The organism is Cellulosilyticum sp. I15G10I2 (assembly GCF_900095725.1).
Taxonomy (GTDB): Bacteria; Bacillota; Clostridia; order Lachnospirales; family Cellulosilyticaceae; genus FMMP01.
The window spans coordinates 1,419,614-1,439,754 of sequence record NZ_FMMP01000006.1; the positions used below are offsets into that span (position 1 = coordinate 1,419,614).

Below are 20,141 nucleotides of genomic sequence, written 5' to 3' on the forward strand. Positions count from 1 at the left end.
AAGTGCTTTCAGACACCGTTTAAACTATACGGACTTAAGTTAAATAAGCTGCCCTGCAAGCTGATCTACAATCACTGTTACATGAGGATGTGCCTGAAGAAGTGATGCCGGAATATAAGTGTCAATTTTATCTTCTAATAATCTAGAAATAATATCTGCTTTGGTAATACCGCTGGCAAGTAATATGACTTCCCTGGCTTTCATAATATCCCCAATCCCCATTGTAATAGCCTGAGTTGGTACTTCCTCCCTTGTACTAAAAAATCTTGAGTTCGCTTCTATTGTACCTTGAGCAAGCTCTGTCACATGGGTACCAACGGTTAAAGCGCTACCCGGCTCATTAAAACCAATATGTCCGTTATTACCTATTCCCAGCACTTGGATATCAATCCCCCCATGACCTCTAAGCATCTCATCATAAGCTTCACATTCTGCCTGAATATCTTTTGCCATGCCATTTGGCACATGGGTCTTTTGATAGTCGATATTAATATGATTAAATAAGTGATAATCCATAAAGTATCTATAGCTTTGAGTGTGACTGGCAGGTATACCTATATATTCATCTAAATTAAAGGTTGTTACCCTAGAAAAGTCAATTAAGTTCTCTTTATTATACGTCACCAACTTTTTATATAGTCCTATCGGTGTACTTCCTGTAGCAAGTCCAAGAACTGCATTAGGCTTATTCTTAATAACTTCTGCAATCCTATTTGCTGCGGTTTCACTCAATACTTCGTAATTTGCTGTAACTATAATATTCATTTTAAGTATCCCTCTCTTCTTGCTACATTAACTTGGAACATATATTTATCTGATCTATAAACAGACTCTTCTACAAATATTAATGCCCCCTCATCCGAGTAATTTTTGCTGGTTACTTGAATCAGCGGTAGATGCTGTGTCACTCCGAAGGTTTCATAATACGTTTCATTCATTAGTACAGCTTGAATAGAGGCATCTGACTCATAAACAGATAATCCCTTTTCATCTAAATATTTATAAAAAGAACTTTGTATATCTGATTTTTTAAGGTCCGGCAGTAAACTACTGGGTATATAAATAGTCTCTTCACCTATAACAACTCCTTTAACGATTCTGAGTCTTTTTATGAGATAAACTTCCTCATCTTCAAAAGGTAAAAACATATCTTCCTCAGGGTATATCTTATCGAAGCAGATCACCTCAGTCGTAAAGTCTATTCCTAAACCTTGCATCATTTCAGTAAAGCTCATAATATTCCTTTGTTTAATACTTTTCTCACACACAAAGGTTCCTTTGCCCTTTTCTCTGACTAAGATTCCCTTTTGTACAAGTTCACCAAGTGCCTGCCGTACTGTCATACGACTGAGTTGATAGGTTTCTGCTAAACTTCTTTCACTGGGTATACAATATCCTGGCAGCCATACATGCGCATCTATTTTTTGCTCAATCTCTGTAGCTAACTGATAATACGCAGGAATAGGACTTTTTTTATCCATCAATATACTCATCTCCTCATCTATTATCCAATTTATTTTTGTATTTTGTATTGAATATCTTTTTATTTCTTATATAATATATTATATGATATATACATATAGATGTCTATACCAGTTCGGATAATTTATTCTATCTTTGGAGGGATTCTGATGTTAATTAAAAATTGTAAGATTATCTATACTGATCGTATTGAAGATGGTTCTGTTTTACTAAAGAACGGTAAAATAGCCAAGGTTAATCCTGAACTAACCACTTATGATGAAGTGATAGATGCTAAAGGACTTTATTTATCTCCTGGATTTATTGACGTTCACATCCATGGTGCCGGCGGACATGATACTATGGAAGGAACCTATCACTCACTTAATGAAATTTCTAAAGCTATTGTGAAACACGGTACCACTTCTTTTCTTGCAACGACAATGACTTGCCCTACTGAGGAAATCAAGCAAGCTGTTTATGCTGTTTACGATGCGATGCTTAGGGGTACTAAAGGCGCAAATATACTAGGCATACATCTTGAAGGCCCATTTATCAGCCCTTTCATGATTGGTGCTCAAAATCCGCTATACCTCCAGAAACCTTCTATCGAAGCATTTGAAAATATTGTCGGCCCTTATAGGTCTATTATAAAATCCGTTACACTTGCTCCTGAAATTGAAGGTGCCGATGAGCTCATTCGATTTTTGAGCCAGCACCAAATCGTTGCCTCTATTGGACACTCAAAAGCGACTTACCGAGAAGCTATGCATGGTATTAATGAAGGTATGTCACATATTACGCATCTTTATAATGCTATGACTGGACTTCATCATAGGGATGCTGGTGTTATAGGGGCTGCTTTTTTGTCTGATGTAACTGCCGAAACCATATGTGACGGCATTCATATTGATTATCCTGCACTTTGTATTGCTTTTAAACAAAAATCTATTGATAACATACTGCTTGTCTCGGATGCTATGATGGCTTGCTGTATGCCTCCTGGTTCATACGTATTGGGTGGTCAGAATGTAATTGCCAAAGACGGATCTGTGCACTTAGAAAACGGTGCTCTTGCAGGTTCTGTACTCACCCTTAATAAAGCTATCAAAAATGTTTGGACTCATACAAATTATACACTTTTTGAAGTTGTTCAAATGGCTACTTATAACCCTGCTAAACACGCCCAGGTCCATGATAAAAAAGGTCTGATTGCTGAGGGTTTTGATGCTGATCTTGTTTTATTTGATGAAAATATTGAAGTGCAGACCGTAATTGTTGGGGGTAACATTATTGCGTAGCTTAAAAAGTGCTGTTTCAAATTTTTTTGAAGCAGCACTTTTTAAGCTTTTTATTATGAGTCTAATAGTTCCTCACACTTTTCACTATATTTTTTAATAAGCTCGTAAGTCATCTTTTCATCTACTGCTGTCCCAAAACCGGTTGTCTTAAAAAAGCGTTTTGGGAGACGCAAGCTTTTTAGATGGTATCCGAGCATTTTTTTTATTCTTAGTTTTGTTTTAAAAATCTCTTTGGCTGTCTTATCTAATGCATCCGCTTCCATATCAACATCTACGGTCTTAAGTGCACTCAGTATCGTGGCCTTATCATATATTTTTCTTGCAAATAAACAGGCAATAAGTGAATTGAGAATACATCTGTCTAACTCCTCATCATATATCTTTTCCAGTATCTCTTCTGGGGGCACTTTATCCCCTTGGTCAAAAGAATAGCCGCCATTACATAGATGTGAATGTCTTGCACCAACTGCTGAGCCTAAAACAGAACCATACCCCGTATGATAGCCTGACATTTCATTGCCATTAAAGTGCATTGCATAGTCCGCTCCGCCATAGATTGAACTGGCATGGTTGCAGCCTTTACCTAAATCAAAATAAAATGCATTGGTTCTTTTAGCCATATGTTTTAACGCCAAAAGATAATTTTTTTGATTGCCAAATTCTAAGGGTATAAGACATTCCTCTACTGTAAATAGGTTATTCTGATAAGCTTCTGTGGCCCAGCCTAATACCACACCAGCAGATATGGCATCCATCCCATAATCTTCAACTGCTTCTATTAACTCAAGTACCTCATCGCTGCTATTAATGCCAAGGAAAGTGCCTAAGCTAAAAATAAGTTCATAGTCGTAACCAACACTTATAGCTTCAAATTCATAACCTTTACCAAATTCCCGCCTAAATTGTCCAATATGGATACAGCCTACAGGACATCCCGCACAAGCTGTCTTTCTCACCAAGTTTTTCTCTGCAAAACTTTCACCTGAAAGATCTTCAATGTCTTCTGCCTGTGAAGCCTGCAGATTCAAAATAGGTATCCCGCCTTTTTCATTCATTAGATTAACTCCCATAGCAGTTCCTAAATCATGGTATTTCTTCATAGCATCTGTTGTAATGACTTTCTTATGAAGCTCTTTATAGACATTAAAGTATTCTTTTTGGTTTTTAATAGGAAGTTCTCCATTTCCCCAAATTGAAATAGCTTTAAGCTTTTTACTGCCCATAACAGCACCTAGTCCCATACGCCCAAAGTGCCGGTAAGTATCTACACATACACTGGCAAAACTGAGTTGATTTTCCCCAGCCTCACCAATACGAATAATACTGCGTTTTCCTGCCCCCTCTTCTCTTTCTCTTATGATGCGACCAATGTCCTCTGCAGGCATCCCCCATAGAGCAGAAGCATCTCTAAATGCAACATTATGGCTTTCTATAGCAAGGTAAATAGGTAGTGTGCTTTTGCCTGTGATTACAATGGCATCATAGTGTGCCATCAGCATCGTCATGGCCATTCTGCCCCCGGCGTAGCTTTCTCCAAGTTCTTTAGTAAGGGGTGACCAGAACATTGCAACCGTTTTAGTGATAACTGGAAAAATAGTTGAAATAGCGCCGATAGCAAAAACTATGCATTGTGATGGATCCAAAATATCTGCATCTGGTTTAATATTTTCTTCTAATAATTTAGATGCAACGCCAACGCCGCCTAAATATTGCTTTAGATCTTCCCTATGTTCAATCGTGTAGGTCTCATCTGTTAGGTTAATGGACAAAACACGAATATAATTTGTATACAACACCCTATTCTACCTCCTCCAGATATAAACAATTATGCGGACAGTACTTCGTACATGTCCCACATTGCCGGCATATGATCGGATGGTCCAGATTATCACTATAATGAATGGCACGAGTAGTGCATGAGCTAATACATTCTTTACAACCAATACACTTACTCTTATCTAAGACAACCCCTCCCCCAGTGCGCGCTTTTAATGCCCCCGTCTTGCAGGCTTCCATACAAGAAATATTTTCAGTACACCCTGAACAAACGACACAAACAAATTTCCCTTGTAATCCTCCCTTTGTTTTTATGTTAATGGCGCTTGCTCCTAAAGAGTGATAACCACTTAGTGCTGAACAGACTAAAGAGCATGTGTGGCATCCTAAACATGCATTCATATCATATCTTAACCGCTTTGCCAAATCACTTACCTCCAATAAAAACATTTTGTTTTCTTTATCATATCTTCTGTCACCCAAGCCCTATTTATTCTAACCCCCAAAAAAAAGCCTGACATCTTATAAGTAGTAGATGTTCAGACCTTTGTTTTTAATTAAAAGTATTTAAAAATTGTCTTATTCTCGTATTGGGTGATTCATTGAGTTTCTCATAAGTTCCCTGCTCTATAATCTCACCTTGATCTATAAATACAATATTATCGCCTACGTCTCTCGCAAAGGACATTTTATGGGTTACGATCACAATTGTATAATTTTCCTCGGCCAACTCTTTGATAAGACTTAAGACCTCGATCTCAAGCTCCGGGTCTAATGCACTTGTGGGCTCATCAAATAAAAGAATCTCTGGTTTCATGCTTAATGCTCTTGCAATAGCAATACGCTGCTGCTGCCCTCCGGATAATTCATGAGGATAACTGTCTTTCTTATCCTCTAAACCTATTTTTTTAAGCAGCTTCATAGCCTGTGCTACGGCTTCTTCTTTAGGTTGTTTGAGAACAGTTATAGGCCCTTCTATTATATTTCCTAGAGCTGTTTTATGGGGAAATAAATTAAAGCTTTGAAACACCATCCCAGTTTTCTTTCTTAAGTTCAAAATATCTTTTTTATTTACCTTTGTACCGTTAAAACCTAGTACTTCACCGTTTATATTCAACTCACCTGCATTTGGCAGCTCAAGAAGATTAATACACCGGAGCAATGTCGTTTTGCCAGAACCTGATGGTCCTATTATTACCGTCGTACGATTAGGCATAATGGTTAAATTAATATTTTTAAGTATTCTATTTTCCCCAAAGCTTTTAGCTAAATTATTAATGCTAAACATAAACTCACCTCCTATATCCTTTGTCCTCTGCTTAATTTCACTTCTGCTTTTTGCTGCACCTTACTTAATACAGTACAAAACATAAGATAAATAAAAGCTACTTCACAATACAATATCAAAGGTTCATAGGTTTTAGCTGCTATTCTTTGTGTTACCATAAACATTTCTGCCACTGTTATATTAGCTGCCAGCGAGGTATCTTTGACCAAGCCAATAAAAGCATTAAATAACGGGGGAACAGCCACCCTAGTAGCCTGTGGGATAATAATTCTGCTTAACACTTGAAAATAATTCATCCCAAGAGACTCCCCAGCTTCCCATTGTCCTTTATGAATCGATAATATAGCGGCTCTTATGGTTTCTGAACTATACGCTCCGACATTTAAAGAAAAGGCTATAATAGAAGCTAAAAAAGGCTCTAAGGTAATACCCGCACTGGGCAGTCCATAAAATATAATGAAAATCTGTACCAAAAGAGGTGTACCTCTAATAATCCATACATAAAAACCTGTAACTAATTTTAAGACTTTCAAATGAGAGATTTGAATAAGTGCTACTGCTATGGCAATAACGAGTCCAATCGCAAATGAAATAAGCGTCAGTGGTATCGTATAAATAAGCCCGGGTTTTAAAATAGTCCAAAATGAATTGATAACTAAGTCTATAATGCGCTCATTAATCTGCATATTAATAAACTTCCTTTCTGCCTACTTAGAGATATCAGCCCCAAAGTACTTTTCAGAAATGGCTTTAATCGTCCCATCAGCTTGTAATTTTTCTAGCGCTTCATTAACAGCTTTAACAAAAGTATCATTGCCTTTTCTAATAAGAACAGCACTTTTAGAAGCATCCTCTTCAGACGCTACAATCTTAATTTGTGCATCTGGCTTTTGTTTAAGATAGTCATAGAAAGTGACATCATCGTTAATCGTTGCATCTGCCCTCTTACTGATTACAAGTTCAATTGATTGGTTAAATCCATCCGTCCCAACAAGCTCTGCACCATACTTTTCTGCCGTCTTAGCAAAGTTACTGGTAAGTGACTGTGCTGATTTTTTACCTGCTAACGTTTCAAAGCTATTAATAGCTTCCTCCTCAGCGCGAACAATTAAAACGGCCTTTGAAATTGTATAAGGTATAGAAAAATCATACTTTTGCTGTCTTTCTTCTGTGATACTTACTTGGTTAACAACAATGTCATAACGCTTGGCATCTAATCCAGCTATCATAGCATCCCATTTGGTTTCTACGAATTCAACTTCTACGCCCAATGCTTCTCCAATGGCTTGCGCTATTTCCACATCATATCCTACTAAATTGTCTGCATCATCATGGTATGTAAAAGGTGGATAGGTTCCTTCTGTACCAACTTTTAAAACACCATTTTCCTTAATGGTTTCTAAGAAATCTTTTTCCGCTACTGGCGCTGTTGTTTCTGCTGATTTTGCACAACCTGCAGCGCTGATCATAATAATTGCTGATATCATCCATAAACCTAGTTTTTTAATTTTGCTCATAATAGCCTCCGTTTTTAATTCCTACTTAATTTATATGTTTACTATGTTTTATAGTGTATATTAACTTTTTACTTTTGTCAATCTCCTAAAATCTTTTTCATAAATAAAAAACCCATGAATTCTAAATTTTTTTAGAATCTCATGGGTTTCATACTTTCTCTTTAGCACTATCCTCCTTATTTAAATAATTTCCATTATAAAAACTGCTGCTAGTATTCATACTATTTATGAATACTTTAAAGGAGGTGCTTAATATGGCTAGTTATACCGGCATTGTTAAGTGGTACAATAATGAAAAAGGTTATGGTTTTATCTCTGCGAATGCTGGGAATGATGTTTTTGTGCATCATTCTCAGGTTAAAGAAAAGGGAAATGACAAAGATCTGCATGAAGGTGAAGAAGTTAGTTTTGATGTTATTCAAGATCAAAAAGGTCCATCTGCTATAAATGTACAAAAACTCTAAATGTGCAGATAAATCCTTAGACATCCATTTCTAATGTCTAAGGATTTCTTATTTTTCTTCTAAAGCAGCTCTTGTGCTATATAATTTTTTAAAAAAGTTATAATATAACTTAGGGTACTAAACCCTTTATCTAAATTTTTAGCTGCAAGTTCAAGCCCCTTTATAAGCGTCTCTTCATCAAAGTTTTCTAATAGTACTAGAATGCTGAGTGCATTAATTGCCCCTTCTTTCGTATCTAAAACACGTGATGCTTTTATATAATCATTCTTCATTGCCTCTTTAACTGCATTTTCAAGCTTTTCACTTAAGTTTAAGGACGGCATCTCATCAAAAATCCTAACATCCGCATTCTTTAAATTGAGATTAACAGCTTTTGTGACGTCCGTAGCTAAAAATATTGTGTTTTTAAATGTTGCCCCATTAAAATCTACGCCATCTAAATTTACCGATTCAAACAGTGTGTTCTCAAATCTAGCCTTTTTAAACTTACTCTTTTTAAGATTAGTTCCAACAAACTCTGCTGATTTAAAAGTACATTCAAAAAAATTACAAGATTTTAAATGTGCACCCCTAAAGCTTGCATAATCAAAATTCGAACCTGAGAAGTCAGTATCATAGCAATGACTTCTTTTAAGATCTTTATACATAAAATTCTTATTAAGCTTTTTCATATTCTTATAGTTAAAACTATTTGCAGTGTTTTTATTAACAGCCATTTGTCCTCCAACTAAAATAGTACTATTTTAGCGCATCATCTATTTATATTACTTCCTACATACTATATAAGATAGTACTGAAAGTCAATACTCACTTTCTTTTCCTGACCCTGTTTCCCCACTGAGGTAACTTCGATTTAAATAACCTCATCATTTGATTTGCATTTTTCTCTGACCATAATGTGATTGCAGCAATCTGAATAAACATAGGGCTCCCGCCCTAAAATAGCACTTCCACTCTTAAAAAGTTCATCTGCATCCTTTTCATCTGCTACCAGGCAATATGTCTCATCCATCCTATCACCACTTTCAGAACTCATTTCTTCTTTGTAAGTTGTAAGAAATAGTCTTCCATAAAGATCTATAGTTAAAAAAACTTTCTCATGGGCTGTGTTACTATATGTTTTTATTTTTTTAGCTGAACTTAAAATAAAGTATGAATAATCATTTCCTAAAAATTTGAAAGTGTTTGTTGTATTTGAAATTGTAACAACGTATTTCTCGCCCTCATATGTTGTCATGAATTCCATAGCATTACCATTCTTTAGTTTAATCATACTCTTATACTCCTTTTAATACTATTCAATAATATTAAGTCTTCTCCCGACCTTAACATTTTCACCGAAGTATGCGGCTATTTCTTTCTCGTTAAAAACATGCTTCATTTCCCTTTCCTACATCGTAAAATCTCTGCACATCTCTTCAAGTGCCCTGCCTATCTTCTGATTATTATATTTGATCATTTCGCAAAAAGGCTCCCCTTTATTAACTGAAAGATTAACAGTTTTTTCTTCCTCTGGAATAAGCGCAAAAATGCCATCTTTAAATACTTCTTCTACATCTTTTCTGTTAATGCCATAATGCGTTGTATATCTGTTTATAATCAGTTTAACCTTGTTCTTATCATAGCCTAGAGATTTCATTATTCTCATACCAAGCTTCGTATTTTTTAGAGCTGCACTTTCCATCGTAGAAACAAAAAATATTTTATCTGCATAGTCCAAAAGATACAGATTATGATCATTAAAATTAACACCGGTATCTACTATAATCACATCATACTCTTTTTTAAATAAACGCATGACTTTCTGAATACTATCTTTGGTTATATATTCTGCCTCTTCTAGTTTACCCGGTGCAAAAAGCATGTCTATGTTTTCACTATACTTATATAAATAGGGCTTTATACGCTCGTAAGTATCTACTTGAACATCATCTACTATATCCAGAATAGTCCTCTGATTATGCCTATTAGTGAGTATAGATATGTCTCCAAACTGTAAATCCATATCTACAAGAAGTATTTTCTTCTTCTCATTTTTACTAAGTATAATAGCTGTATTTAAGGCGAGAAACGATTTTCCAACCCCTCCCTTAGAACTAAAAAAGGTTATTACCTTACCAGCCCTATTTTCATGTTCTATCAGCTTTATGGGTCTGTTTTTATATTTTTCATAGGTTAATTTAATCGTCTCAGTTAAGCTTTTATAGTTAAATGGCTTAATAATGTATTCCTTAGCACCATGAAACATAGCGCGCTTTAAATATTCATTTTCGGCCTGAACAGACATAATAATGACAATAACTGAGGGATGCTCATTTGTTATTCTTTCTGTAGCCTCAAGACCATTTAATACAGGCATATTAATATCCATTAAAACTACGTCTGGCTTTATTTTAGGTATAAGCTTTAGTGCGTCTTCTCCATTATCTGCTTCACCTACAACTTCTAGGAGATTATCCTCTAAGCTTATGATCTTTTTAAGCACACCCCTAGTTTCTTCAATATCATCTGCTATAAGTATCCTTATCTTATTCATAACGCGCCTCCTCCCTTTATTTTTACTTAGCCATATTTTAAATGCTCTAATCAGAGTTATACTTGATTAGAGCATTTAAAAGAGGTTTAGTCTTCAGATGTTTTTTTGATTCTTCTGATTAGAGTATCTATTATTTCTTGGAATTTTCAACTAATAGGTGGCACAAATAGTATGAGTGCTCCAATAACAACTATTGCAATAAGCCCTATCAGTAGTGCATACTCAACCATCTCCTGCCCTTTTTTATTATTTAGCCTTGAGAGCACATATGTATCAAATAGTTGTAACATAGCCATTCCTCCCTTAAATAAATATTTCTGTTTCGTTAATAGTATTATATCCTTTTCTCCTTTCTCTTTGAAGATTACAAAGGTCCTATTCAATAGGTAAAAAAGTCATAAAAAAACAGGGACTAAAGTCCCTACTCATCGCCATGTTTTATTTTATAATAATCTTCAATATTATTTTGTAGTGCGACAAGCGTCGCCTGAACACGATCATATACATTAATCTTCCTAAAAAGTGCTGTCGCATAATTCTTAACTGTTTTTTCTGATAGGTAAAGCTGTTCTCCTATTTCCTTATTACTTAATCCTTTAGCAATTTTAAAAAGAACCTCAAGTTCTCGCTTAGTAAGTGGATCTAAGGGACTCACTTCTTTTTTATCTTTATCTCTCATATCTAGAAATAAAAAGGATATTAAGGATTTATCGATATATTTTTCACCCTTATAGACCATTTTAATTGCACTGACTATTTCTTTTCCAGCCGAATCTTTTAACATATAGCCATCAGCGCCGATATCAATAGCCGTACGAATTGTTTTTCTATCATTTTCAATGGTTAGCATAATAATTTTAATATCTGTATTTTTCTCTTTTACAAGTTTTAGGACCTCAATACCATTTTTTAGCGGCATATTGCAATCTAGCAGGATCACATCAGGTGTACATTCTGCTATAAGCGCTAAGGCCTTATCACCATCTGGTGCCTCTCCAATGATACATAACTCCTCCTCAAAACTTATAATGCGCCTAAGTCCCTGCCTAATGATATCATGATCATCTGCAATGAATACCTTAATGACCTCTTTTTTCATCACTAATCACCTCTCGATTAATAGGAAGTTTAACGGTATAAGTCGTCCCTGCTCCCTGTGAAGATTTTATTTCAATTTTACCCTGCAATTGATTAACACGATCAATTATACCAATAAGTCCATAGGAGGAGGCTCTATTTTTTACATGTTTCAAAGTTTCTTCCACATTAAAGCCAACGCCGTCATCGGATAGGATAAGCATCAGATATTTTGTGCCAAAATCTAACTTTACCGCTACATTTTTTGCCCTGGCATGCTTTTTTATATTATTAAATACCTCCTGGATAATACGATATACTGCCACTTGAATAATAGGTTCTATCTCTTCTTGGATAGGCTTTAATAAGAGCTTAACATCCATCTTAGATTCTTTGGTAATTGACTTAATCATTTCTCTTATGGTTTGGTTAAGTCCTAAATCATCAAGAGACATTGGTCTTAAGTCAAAAATAATATTTCTAACTTCTTTAAGCGCTATCTTAACACTTTCTTTTAAACTTGCAAGTTCCTTAAGTCCTTCTGTTAGATCCTTTTGAATAACCATATCACAAATATCAACCTTCATGATTGCATTAGCCATATGCTGTGCAGGACCATCATGGATATCTCTTACTATTCTTCTACGCTCATCCTCCTGAGCTTCTAAGATCTTTATACCCAGATACATTTCTGAGTTTTTATCTGTTCCGCCTAAAGCCGATAGCATATCTCCTTCTAGATAGCTTAGTGCAACACTTATTTGCCCGACTATCTTCTCGGCACTATCTATATTCTGCATTGACTTTTTCAATGCAATCTCTAGCTGTGTTCTTTTCTCTCTTAACATTTTTTCTTGATTTTGTTTTGTATAGAATTTAACTCTTGTATCAGCAGCTTTTTCATAAGCCTCCTTAACATCTTCTTCTGTATATTTATGAAAATTCTCTGATACTTCTGCGAGCCTTTTTCTCATTGCCTTGTCCTTTTTTTCCAGCTCATCTGCTTCACAAATAGTCTGTATAACCTCATTTTTAATCTGATCTAGCTGTATTTTTAAACTTTCCTGCTCGCTTCTTATATTATCAATTATATCAAGTATTTGCTCTCGGCTTGTACTTATTTCTCCTATTATCTTTTTATTTATTTTACTAATAGTACTAATATCTAAGGTTAATTTCGTCATTATAGTGTCCCTCCAGTTAAAAATCTAGTTATAAGAACATTAGATTATCAAAGCAATAAAACTGCCTAACGCTAAAAATGGTGCAAAAGGGATGTAGTCTTTACGCCCTTTTATCTTAATGAGTAGCAGAAAGATACTCACTATAGCTGATACTGCAAACGCCAGCAAGATTGCCCATAATGTTTTATAAGGTCCTAGAAAAGCACCAAGGCCAAACATTAATTTAATATCTCCTCCACCAAGCGTATCGGGTATAAGTCCTAAAACCAAAAGGATCAGTCCACCAGTAAGCATGCCAAATAAACTGCTTAAAAAAGACAGCTTGTCCGCCCAAACAAATATTAATCCGCTTATTAAAGAGATTATCCATAACTTATCAGGAATCACTTGATACCTCACGTCTATAAAAGAAACCCCAATTAAAATGGCACCCATCACTATACCTTTTATGAATTTTATAGTTACTCCAAATCTTAAAAATAATATTGTGAATACTATACCACTTATACAAACTATCATAAAATTTACTGAACACGTTTTCTTTCTATAAAGATCATAGGAGATTCTATTCACTGCAAGATCTAGTAATAATCCATACATTATACCTAAACAAAATATACTTATAAACATATAAACCCTCTTGAAAAGTCATTTTTTTATGATTTATTTAGCTTTATTATAGCCCACACTAAGACATATTACAATTTTTTTAAACCAAGTCTTTTTTTATCTGTATTTGTCACCTCTTGGTAAGGCATCCTAAAATTAATACGGTCAATCTCATTATAGCGTTTTTGTTACGTTTATGATATTATACTTTGATGAAGTATAATTTGTGAATATATTAGGTGATTAATATGAATACAGTCTATTATGAAGAGATTGATACGACTTTGGATTCTTTCCAAATATACAAGTTGTTTTTCCAAGAAAAATACAGCTTCTTTTTAGATAGTGGCATGGACCCTGGCAGATTAGGACGGTATTCTTTTATTGGAGCGAATCCATTTTTAAGAATAACGTCCAAAAGGGAAAAAATAAAAATTTGGGAAAACGGACACGAAACAGTTTTAGAGGGTAATCCTTTTCATGTGTTAAAAAAATTATTGCAAAGATATACTATTAAAAATAGTACTGACTTGCCATTTATAGGAGGCGCAGTTGGCTATATGGCCTATGATTTATGCCATCATATTGAAAAGCTGCCCCAAAGAGCATATGATGATATAGACTTACCCGAAATGATTATGGGCTTTTATGATGGCATTATAGTTATTGACCATTTAGAAAAAAGAAACTATGCAGTATCAGCTGGTCTGCCTCATTTTAGTGAAGAACACGCCAAAGCAAAAGTAACATACCTGAAACAATTTATAGAAGGGCGTAGTGAAGTTCAAAGTGATTTATATCTTGATGAACCCTATAAAAATAACCCTACACATTTGGAATCTAACTTTACACAGCAAAACTATTATAAAGCCATCACTAAAGCGAAAGAATATATTCGTCAAGGCGACATCTATCAGATGAATATGACGCAGAGATTTACCACGCCTATCAATAGACATCCTTTAAATATATATGGCACACTTCGAAAAATAAACCCTGCTCCATTTGCTTCATTTCTTGAGTTTGGGGATTTTCAGATAGTAAGCAGTTCCCCTGAGCGCTTTTTGCAAATAAGAAAGGGAATGATTGAAACAAGACCCATTAAAGGCACAATGCCAAGAGGACGAAATCTTAAAGAAGATAAAGCAAACAGCGCAACTTTAAAAAATAGTACTAAAGATATGGCCGAAAATCTTATGATTGTCGACTTAATGAGAAATGATATTGGCAAGGTGTGCAAATTGGGTACGGTTAAAGTTCCGGAGTTGTTTAGTATTGAAAAATATGCAACTGTTTTTCATCTAGTATCTACTGTAACAGGAGAATTACGCTCTAGCTGTGATGCAGTTGATTGTATTGAAGCTACTTTCCCCGGAGGGTCCATAACCGGCGCACCTAAGATACGGGCTATGGAGATCATTGATGAGCTTGAGCCAACTTGTAGACATATCTATACGGGTTCTGTAGGCTATATTAGTTTTGATGGAGATATGGATATCAATATCGTTATCCGTACTATTTTGATTAAAGGAGACAAGGCCTATTACCAAGTAGGTGGAGGTATCGTCTGGGATTCAGTTCCTGAAAAAGAATATCAGGAAACTTTAGATAAAGGTGCGGCATTAAAAAAAGCACTGCTTAATATATTAACTTAAGCATTGTATCATTACAGTACAGTGCTTTTTTGTAAGATAAACAGGAGGCGATAAAATGGTTCTTCTAATCGATAATTATGATTCATTTACCTATAACCTGTATCAATATATTGGTGAAATTAGGACAGATATAACAGTTTATAGAAATGACCAGCTAACGCTTGAAGCTATTGAAAACCTAAAACCAGATTGCATTATCATTTCACCAGGCCCCGGAAGGCCTGAGCAAGCTGGCCTAATCATTGCTATTATTAAAAAGTTTAATGGCGTTATCCCTATACTAGGTATTTGCCTTGGTCATCAGGCCATTGGACTTGCTATGGGAGGCCATATTGACCTCGCACCAGATGTTGTACATGGGAAACAGTCCGTAGTTATAACGGATCAAAAAGGCATATTTAATAATATTCCCAAAAAGTTTAAGGTGGTTAGATACCATTCACTTTGCCTAAGACATGAAAATTTACCTGATTGTCTTGAAGTTCAGGCCTATACTACAGATGGTATTATCATGGGAATAAGACATAAAGTATTTTTAACAGTCGGCGTACAGTTTCATCCAGAATCTATTTTGTCTGAATATGGCAAAGAACTTTTAAAAAACTTTTTTGATAGGGTTAATGTTGAGACTCTAGATAACTCAAAATGCTAAATAGTAAACATAGGGGGTAGTATAAATGCAAAAAAATTATATTTATATAAACGGGCAGATCATTGATGAAGATCTGGCTGCTATCCAAGCAAAGGATCAAGGGCTCTTATTTGGCTATGGCGTATTTGAAACAATACGTATTTACAATGGTATGCCACTTATGTTGATGAAGCATTTAGAAAGACTTACCGCTGCTTTATGCATCATGGAAATAAATATCCCGTCCCTACCTATTTTAGAAGCTGAAGTGACTAGATTTATACACCATATTAAGTTATGTAATGGTGTATTAAGAATTACTGTAACCAAAGGTTTTAAAGAAGCAACCATTCTGTTTACCCATCGTGAAACAGGCTATGATGCCGAAAGCTACAAGAAGGGTTTTTCCTTAAAAACTTCAGCCATCAAGCGTAATGCCACTTCACCCCTATCCTATCTTAAAACCCTTAATTACATGGATAGTCTTATTGCAAAAAGAGAATCCCTAAGAGCTGGCTATGATGAAGCGCTATTTATTAATACAGATAATAGGGTCAGTGAATGCAGTTCCAGTAATATTTTCTTTATCCACGACCAAAAATTATATACACCAGCTATTACGTGTGGCTTATTAAATGGCATAGTAAGAGCGCTGATCCTAAGTGATATTGTCAAAGAGCTTAACCTAACGGTGACAGAAGGTGAATACGTGCTTGATACCTTATATCAAGCTGATGAAATCTTTATCACTAACTCTGTCATTCAAATAATGCCCATCATAAAGGTTGATAATCAAATAATCGGAAATGGTTTGCCTGGAAGTACTACAAAAAAAATTATGGAGCAGTATTCAAAACATATAGCAAAATTGTTACCAAATTAAATAGTATAAAATAAAGCAAATAAAAAGAAGCAATTCATATTGCTTCTTTTTATTTGTTCATTTTAAATTATTTTTAGCTCGATTAATCTTTGAACTTATCTACAATTACAGCACAAGTTGCATCCCCTGTAACGTTAACTGCTGTTCTTAACATATCAAATAATCTATCAACTCCGAAGAGTAATGGTAAACCTAGAACTGGAATATTAGCTGCAAGAAGTACCGCAACAACAAGTAGTGATGGACCTGGAACCCCAGCTTGACCTATTGAACCAATAGTTGCAGTAATAATGATCGCTATATACTGTGGCATACCTAGTGGAACACCAAAAAGCTGTGCAAAGAAACATGCTGCTAATGCATAATATATTGCATTACCATCCATATTGATTGTAGCGCCAAGTGGCAGTACAAAAGAAGCTGTTTCTTTTGAAACGCCTAGTTCTTCTTCACAAGTTTCCATATTAACTCCTAGTGTTGCCATTGATGAAGATGTTGAGAGCGCTACTGCCTGCACCTTATAAATTTTCTTAAAGAAATGAAGTGGTGAAATCTTTGAAAAGAATTTGAGTGCTAAAGCATATATACCAAATGTATGAATAATAAGCACTACTACATAAACAATAAATAGTTTTAATACAAGTACTAAAATACTAAATCCAAAAGTACCTGTCGCATCAGCCATAAGTGCAAAAACCCCGATTGGTGCTATGTACATAATTTTTAAAATGATAAATATAAGTGCATCATTAAGTGCATCTAAAAAGTTAACAAGGTATGCCTTTCGTTCTTCTTTCAATGAAGATATTCCAAATCCAAGGAATAAACTGAAAAATAAAATTTGAAGAATATTGCCATCTACTATTGCCTTAATTGGATTTGCTGGAACGATACCGATTAAAGTTTCCCAGAAGGTTGGTAAAGCACCTTGATCTACATATTCATTAGAAAACATTGAATTAATAGAATCTACTGAAATCCCTACACCTGGTTTAAATATTTCTCCTGCTATAAGTCCTAAAATAACTGCTATTGCTGTTGTACCAAGATAGAATGCAAAGGTAGAAATACCAATTTTTCCTGCAGATTTCCCATTACCGAGTGATGCTGCACCACTTATTATGGAAACTGCTACAAGTGGAATTACAACCATTCTAATGAGTTGAACAAATAAATCTCCAATGGGTCTGAATATCCCTGCACTATCACCCATTATTGCGCCTACAATTATACCAATAATCATGGCTATAATTATAACGCTCCCCAAGTTTTTAAATAACCCTTTGCCTTTTTTCATTATTTTACCTCCTTATAATATATGCATTAAGTATACGTGAAAAACTGTTTAATTTCAATAATTATCTCTATAAAAGGTATTTATTTTTAGCTAATTATTTTTCTACAGTAAGTTCATACTTGTTAACATAAATCATTAAGATCATCCTACTATTTTACTATAGCATGAAAGGTTGCATTATAATAAATTCATTTTACTAATAATTGGTACGTATATACTTTATTTTTCTACCTCCTAACACTTTATTTTAGTCTTAAATTAATTGTTGGATTTTATCAAATAACCTTTATTTATGTAAATACTACATTGCTCTTTTATAACTATTTTTTTGCAACTATTCATAAATACTTAAAAAAGTATTCACACAATATCCATTTTACCATCACATAATCTACATTTCCATGCATTACAATGAAACTGTAAACAAGACATTTCTTAATTTTATATAACCCTTCCTCATAAAAAGCTACTCCTCCCCAGTAGCTTTTTAATTTGGATAAAAATATATTTTTAATATGTACTTTCTACTCTTATAATTTCATCATACAATCTTTGATTAACAGGTGTTGGCACATTATGCTTTTGGCCTAGTTTTAAGACCTCCCCCGCAAAGAGTTCTACTTCACTACAACGCTTTGCTTCCATATCCTGGCGCATAGACGGCTTCCCCTTAGGACTTAATGTACCTAGAACTTTAAGCCAATAATCTATATCCTGCTGTGTTAAATAGATCCCTTCTTTTTCAGATAAGAGAACTACTTCTTTCATTGCTGCAATCATCGTGTCCCTTGCTTTTCCAGCTGCTTGAACACCACCATAGTTCGTTTCATAAACAGCAACTGTTTGATTGACTCCTACATTTAGCATAAACTTACCCCATAATCTTTTATACATATCCGTTTCAACCTCAAAGGGTATTGCCATTCTTTTAAAAAAGTCTGAAACCTGTGTTACTTTTTCTGAGATAACCCCGGGTACGCGTTCTCCAAAACAGATCATTCCCATATGTTCATAAGTCAACCTATTATCTACTTTAACTGCGTCCATCCCTTGTGCAACGCAATATAAGAGTTTATGAGCCCCATAAGTTTCTCCAATCAGTGTTTCACTAGTTATTCCATTTAATAAAGATAAAATAATAGTTTTTTCACCTACTTGATTGCTTACAGCTTGAATCGCTTTATTTAAGTCGTTATATTTAACTGCAAAAATAACTAAGTCAGCTGGAGTACACGCCTCCTCCGGCGTAATATAGTTGAAATGGCAGCGTTCACCGTTGCAGTACACATGATTACCTTTGTATTTTGATATTCTATCTTGTTCAGCAATAATTCTTAAATCTTCTTTTGGCATTCTCTTTGATAAATGATTGCCAAACAAGATGCCAAGTGCCCCTAATCCAATAATCGATACTGTCTTTATCTCCACAATAATTTAACTCCTTTGATCTCATTTTCGTATTACCTTTTATTAACTTTTTTAGCATCTCCTATATGCGTCCTAACTATTACATTCTTCTTTTATATTATCATAAAGGATGGTATTCAGGTAGATGTAACAACAGACAATTAAATGAGAAATCGATTAATAAAAGGTTAATCTCTGCTTATCCTCGTTATTTTAAGCACAAAAAAAGCCCTAGATTAATTTGATAATCTAAAGCCTTATATCTCTAAATATAAAAAACTCCGCAATTTGCAGAGATTGTTTTTATGTAATTTGGCAGCCACCTACTCTCGAGAATAAGTATCCTCCAGTCTTCCGACTCCGTCTTGCTACAAATCTAAACAGCTTTCTTTGAATGAACGGTCGAAACTCGCATGCGCTCAAACAGTCTCCCTAAGTACCATTCAAATAAACCTGTAAGATTTGCTACGCAATACTACGTAGTCAGACTTCCGGATACTTATTCTCTCTAGCGTAGAAACAATGGCTTATCTTAGCTTTTGGATAATAATAAGTGTCACCTACGTAGTAAGTGACAAGAGATAACAAAAGAGCTATGATATATTCAACTTGGAAAGCTGACGTTCTACCATTGAACTTTCACCCTAAATATAAAAAAACTCCGCATTTTTGCAGAGGTTGTTTTTTATGTAATTTGGCAGCCACCTACTCTTCCGGCTCGTCTCCAAGCAAGTACCATCGGCCGACTAGGTCTTAACCTACGTGTTCGGTATGGGAACGGGTGTGTCCCCTAGTCGCATCGCCACCAAAAATATTAGATTGTAAGAATATAAAATTTGCATTTCAAATTTTATGTTCTTTGTACTCTCAAAAACAAATACTACGATGTATTTTATGATAGTGTTTTTTACTATCTTTTAACCTTGTTTTTTTAGGTCAAACCCTCGAACCGTTAGTATTGGTCACCTACATGTATTACTACACTTACAGCTCCAACCTATCAACCTCATAGTCTCTAAGGGGTCTTACTCCATTTCTGGATGGGAAGTCTTATC

General features: G+C 34.8%; 21 protein-coding genes and 2 rRNA genes. 5 read left to right on the forward strand and 18 right to left on the reverse strand.

The features are described from left to right. Positions 1 to 39 precede the first annotated feature (39 nt). Both nagB and BN3326_RS06830 read right to left on the reverse strand, forming a co-directional pair. Positions 40 to 765, reverse strand: a complete 726-nt coding sequence (gene nagB, locus BN3326_RS06825; protein WP_069998342.1) for a glucosamine-6-phosphate deaminase — start codon at positions 763 to 765, stop codon at positions 40 to 42. Beyond that, positions 762 to 1,481, reverse strand: a complete 720-nt coding sequence (locus BN3326_RS06830; RefSeq protein WP_171903782.1) for a GntR family transcriptional regulator — start codon at positions 1,479 to 1,481, stop codon at positions 762 to 764. The genes nagB and BN3326_RS06830 overlap by 4 nt, the downstream gene beginning before the upstream one ends. Before the next feature lie 150 nt (positions 1,482 to 1,631). Here BN3326_RS06830 and nagA point away from each other — a divergent pair, with 150 nt between their 5' ends. Beyond that, entirely contained in the window at positions 1,632 to 2,762 is a 1,131-nt protein-coding gene (nagA, locus tag BN3326_RS06835) for an N-acetylglucosamine-6-phosphate deacetylase (RefSeq protein WP_069998344.1), read from the forward strand. 53 nt (positions 2,763 to 2,815) lie between these two features. Here nagA and BN3326_RS06840 read toward each other — a convergent pair whose 3' ends face one another. The 5 genes from BN3326_RS06840 to BN3326_RS06860 form a co-directional block, all read right to left on the reverse strand. Next, complete coding sequence (locus tag BN3326_RS06840) at positions 2,816 to 4,558, reverse strand: aldehyde ferredoxin oxidoreductase N-terminal domain-containing protein (protein ID WP_069998345.1); 1,743 nt, start codon at positions 4,556 to 4,558, stop codon at positions 2,816 to 2,818. 1 nt (position 4,559) lies between these two features. After that, positions 4,560 to 4,964 (reverse strand): 4Fe-4S binding protein, encoded by a 405-nt coding sequence (locus BN3326_RS06845; protein ID WP_171903783.1) that lies wholly within the window; start codon positions 4,962 to 4,964, stop codon positions 4,560 to 4,562. A gap of 127 nt (positions 4,965 to 5,091) precedes the next feature. After that, on the reverse strand, positions 5,092 to 5,826 hold the full coding sequence (locus BN3326_RS06850; protein ID WP_069998346.1) for an amino acid ABC transporter ATP-binding protein: 735 nt from the start codon (positions 5,824 to 5,826) through the stop codon (positions 5,092 to 5,094). Positions 5,827 to 5,837: 11 nt separating this feature from the next. Next, a complete protein-coding gene (locus BN3326_RS06855) occupies positions 5,838 to 6,506 on the reverse strand; it encodes an amino acid ABC transporter permease (protein ID WP_069998452.1) in 669 nt (222 codons plus the stop codon). 27 nt (positions 6,507 to 6,533) lie between these two features. Beyond that, on the reverse strand, positions 6,534 to 7,343 hold the full coding sequence (locus BN3326_RS06860; protein ID WP_242875949.1) for an amino acid ABC transporter substrate-binding protein: 810 nt from the start codon (positions 7,341 to 7,343) through the stop codon (positions 6,534 to 6,536). 254 nt (positions 7,344 to 7,597) lie between these two features. Here BN3326_RS06860 and BN3326_RS06865 point away from each other — a divergent pair, with 254 nt between their 5' ends. After that, on the forward strand, positions 7,598 to 7,807 hold the full coding sequence (locus BN3326_RS06865; RefSeq protein WP_069998347.1) for a cold-shock protein: 210 nt from the start codon (positions 7,598 to 7,600) through the stop codon (positions 7,805 to 7,807). Positions 7,808 to 7,866: 59 nt separating this feature from the next. Here BN3326_RS06865 and BN3326_RS06870 read toward each other — a convergent pair whose 3' ends face one another. The 7 genes from BN3326_RS06870 to BN3326_RS06900 form a co-directional block, all read right to left on the reverse strand. Beyond that, on the reverse strand, positions 7,867 to 8,523 hold the full coding sequence (locus tag BN3326_RS06870) for a pentapeptide repeat-containing protein (RefSeq protein WP_069998348.1): 657 nt from the start codon (positions 8,521 to 8,523) through the stop codon (positions 7,867 to 7,869). A gap of 137 nt (positions 8,524 to 8,660) precedes the next feature. Continuing rightward, a complete protein-coding gene (locus tag BN3326_RS06875; protein ID WP_069998349.1) occupies positions 8,661 to 9,080 on the reverse strand; it encodes a hypothetical protein in 420 nt (139 codons plus the stop codon). Between the two features lie 117 nt (positions 9,081 to 9,197). Then, positions 9,198 to 10,343, reverse strand: a complete 1,146-nt coding sequence (locus BN3326_RS06880; RefSeq protein WP_069998350.1) for a CpaE/TadZ family protein — start codon at positions 10,341 to 10,343, stop codon at positions 9,198 to 9,200. 146 nt (positions 10,344 to 10,489) lie between these two features. Further along, positions 10,490 to 10,633, reverse strand: coding sequence for a Flp family type IVb pilin (locus tag BN3326_RS06885; RefSeq protein WP_069998351.1), 144 nt, complete (start codon positions 10,631 to 10,633; stop codon positions 10,490 to 10,492). 131 nt (positions 10,634 to 10,764) lie between these two features. Next, complete coding sequence (locus tag BN3326_RS06890) at positions 10,765 to 11,442, reverse strand: response regulator (protein ID WP_069998352.1); 678 nt, start codon at positions 11,440 to 11,442, stop codon at positions 10,765 to 10,767. Further along, positions 11,423 to 12,604 (reverse strand): sensor histidine kinase, encoded by a 1,182-nt coding sequence (locus BN3326_RS06895; RefSeq protein ID WP_069998353.1) that lies wholly within the window; start codon positions 12,602 to 12,604, stop codon positions 11,423 to 11,425. The genes BN3326_RS06890 and BN3326_RS06895 overlap by 20 nt, the downstream gene beginning before the upstream one ends. Before the next feature lie 39 nt (positions 12,605 to 12,643). Beyond that, entirely contained in the window at positions 12,644 to 13,234 is a 591-nt protein-coding gene (locus BN3326_RS06900; RefSeq protein WP_083258549.1) for a prepilin peptidase, read from the reverse strand. Positions 13,235 to 13,461: 227 nt separating this feature from the next. Between BN3326_RS06900 and pabB the strand changes: the two genes are divergently transcribed. From pabB to BN3326_RS06915, 3 genes are read left to right on the forward strand one after another with little or no spacing between them, the layout of a single operon-like run. After that, on the forward strand, positions 13,462 to 14,868 hold the full coding sequence (gene pabB / locus BN3326_RS06905; RefSeq protein ID WP_069998354.1) for an aminodeoxychorismate synthase component I: 1,407 nt from the start codon (positions 13,462 to 13,464) through the stop codon (positions 14,866 to 14,868). 55 nt (positions 14,869 to 14,923) lie between these two features. Further along, complete coding sequence (locus tag BN3326_RS06910; RefSeq protein WP_069998355.1) at positions 14,924 to 15,520, forward strand: anthranilate synthase component II; 597 nt, start codon at positions 14,924 to 14,926, stop codon at positions 15,518 to 15,520. Between the two features lie 25 nt (positions 15,521 to 15,545). After that, positions 15,546 to 16,382 (forward strand): aminotransferase class IV, encoded by an 837-nt coding sequence (locus BN3326_RS06915; protein ID WP_069998356.1) that lies wholly within the window; start codon positions 15,546 to 15,548, stop codon positions 16,380 to 16,382. Positions 16,383 to 16,464: 82 nt separating this feature from the next. On the opposite strand, the gene BN3326_RS06920 is transcribed toward BN3326_RS06915, so the two are convergent. The 4 genes from BN3326_RS06920 to BN3326_RS06935 form a co-directional block, all read right to left on the reverse strand. Next, positions 16,465 to 17,679, reverse strand: a complete 1,215-nt coding sequence (locus BN3326_RS06920; RefSeq protein WP_069998357.1) for a dicarboxylate/amino acid:cation symporter — start codon at positions 17,677 to 17,679, stop codon at positions 16,465 to 16,467. Positions 17,680 to 18,189: 510 nt separating this feature from the next. Next, a complete protein-coding gene (locus BN3326_RS06925) occupies positions 18,190 to 19,107 on the reverse strand; it encodes a ketopantoate reductase family protein (RefSeq protein ID WP_171903785.1) in 918 nt (305 codons plus the stop codon). A gap of 671 nt (positions 19,108 to 19,778) precedes the next feature. Further along, positions 19,779 to 19,896 (reverse strand): 5S ribosomal RNA (rrf, locus tag BN3326_RS06930). Positions 19,897 to 20,018: 122 nt separating this feature from the next. Beyond that, positions 20,019 to 20,141 (reverse strand): 23S ribosomal RNA (locus BN3326_RS06935); the annotation flags it as partial.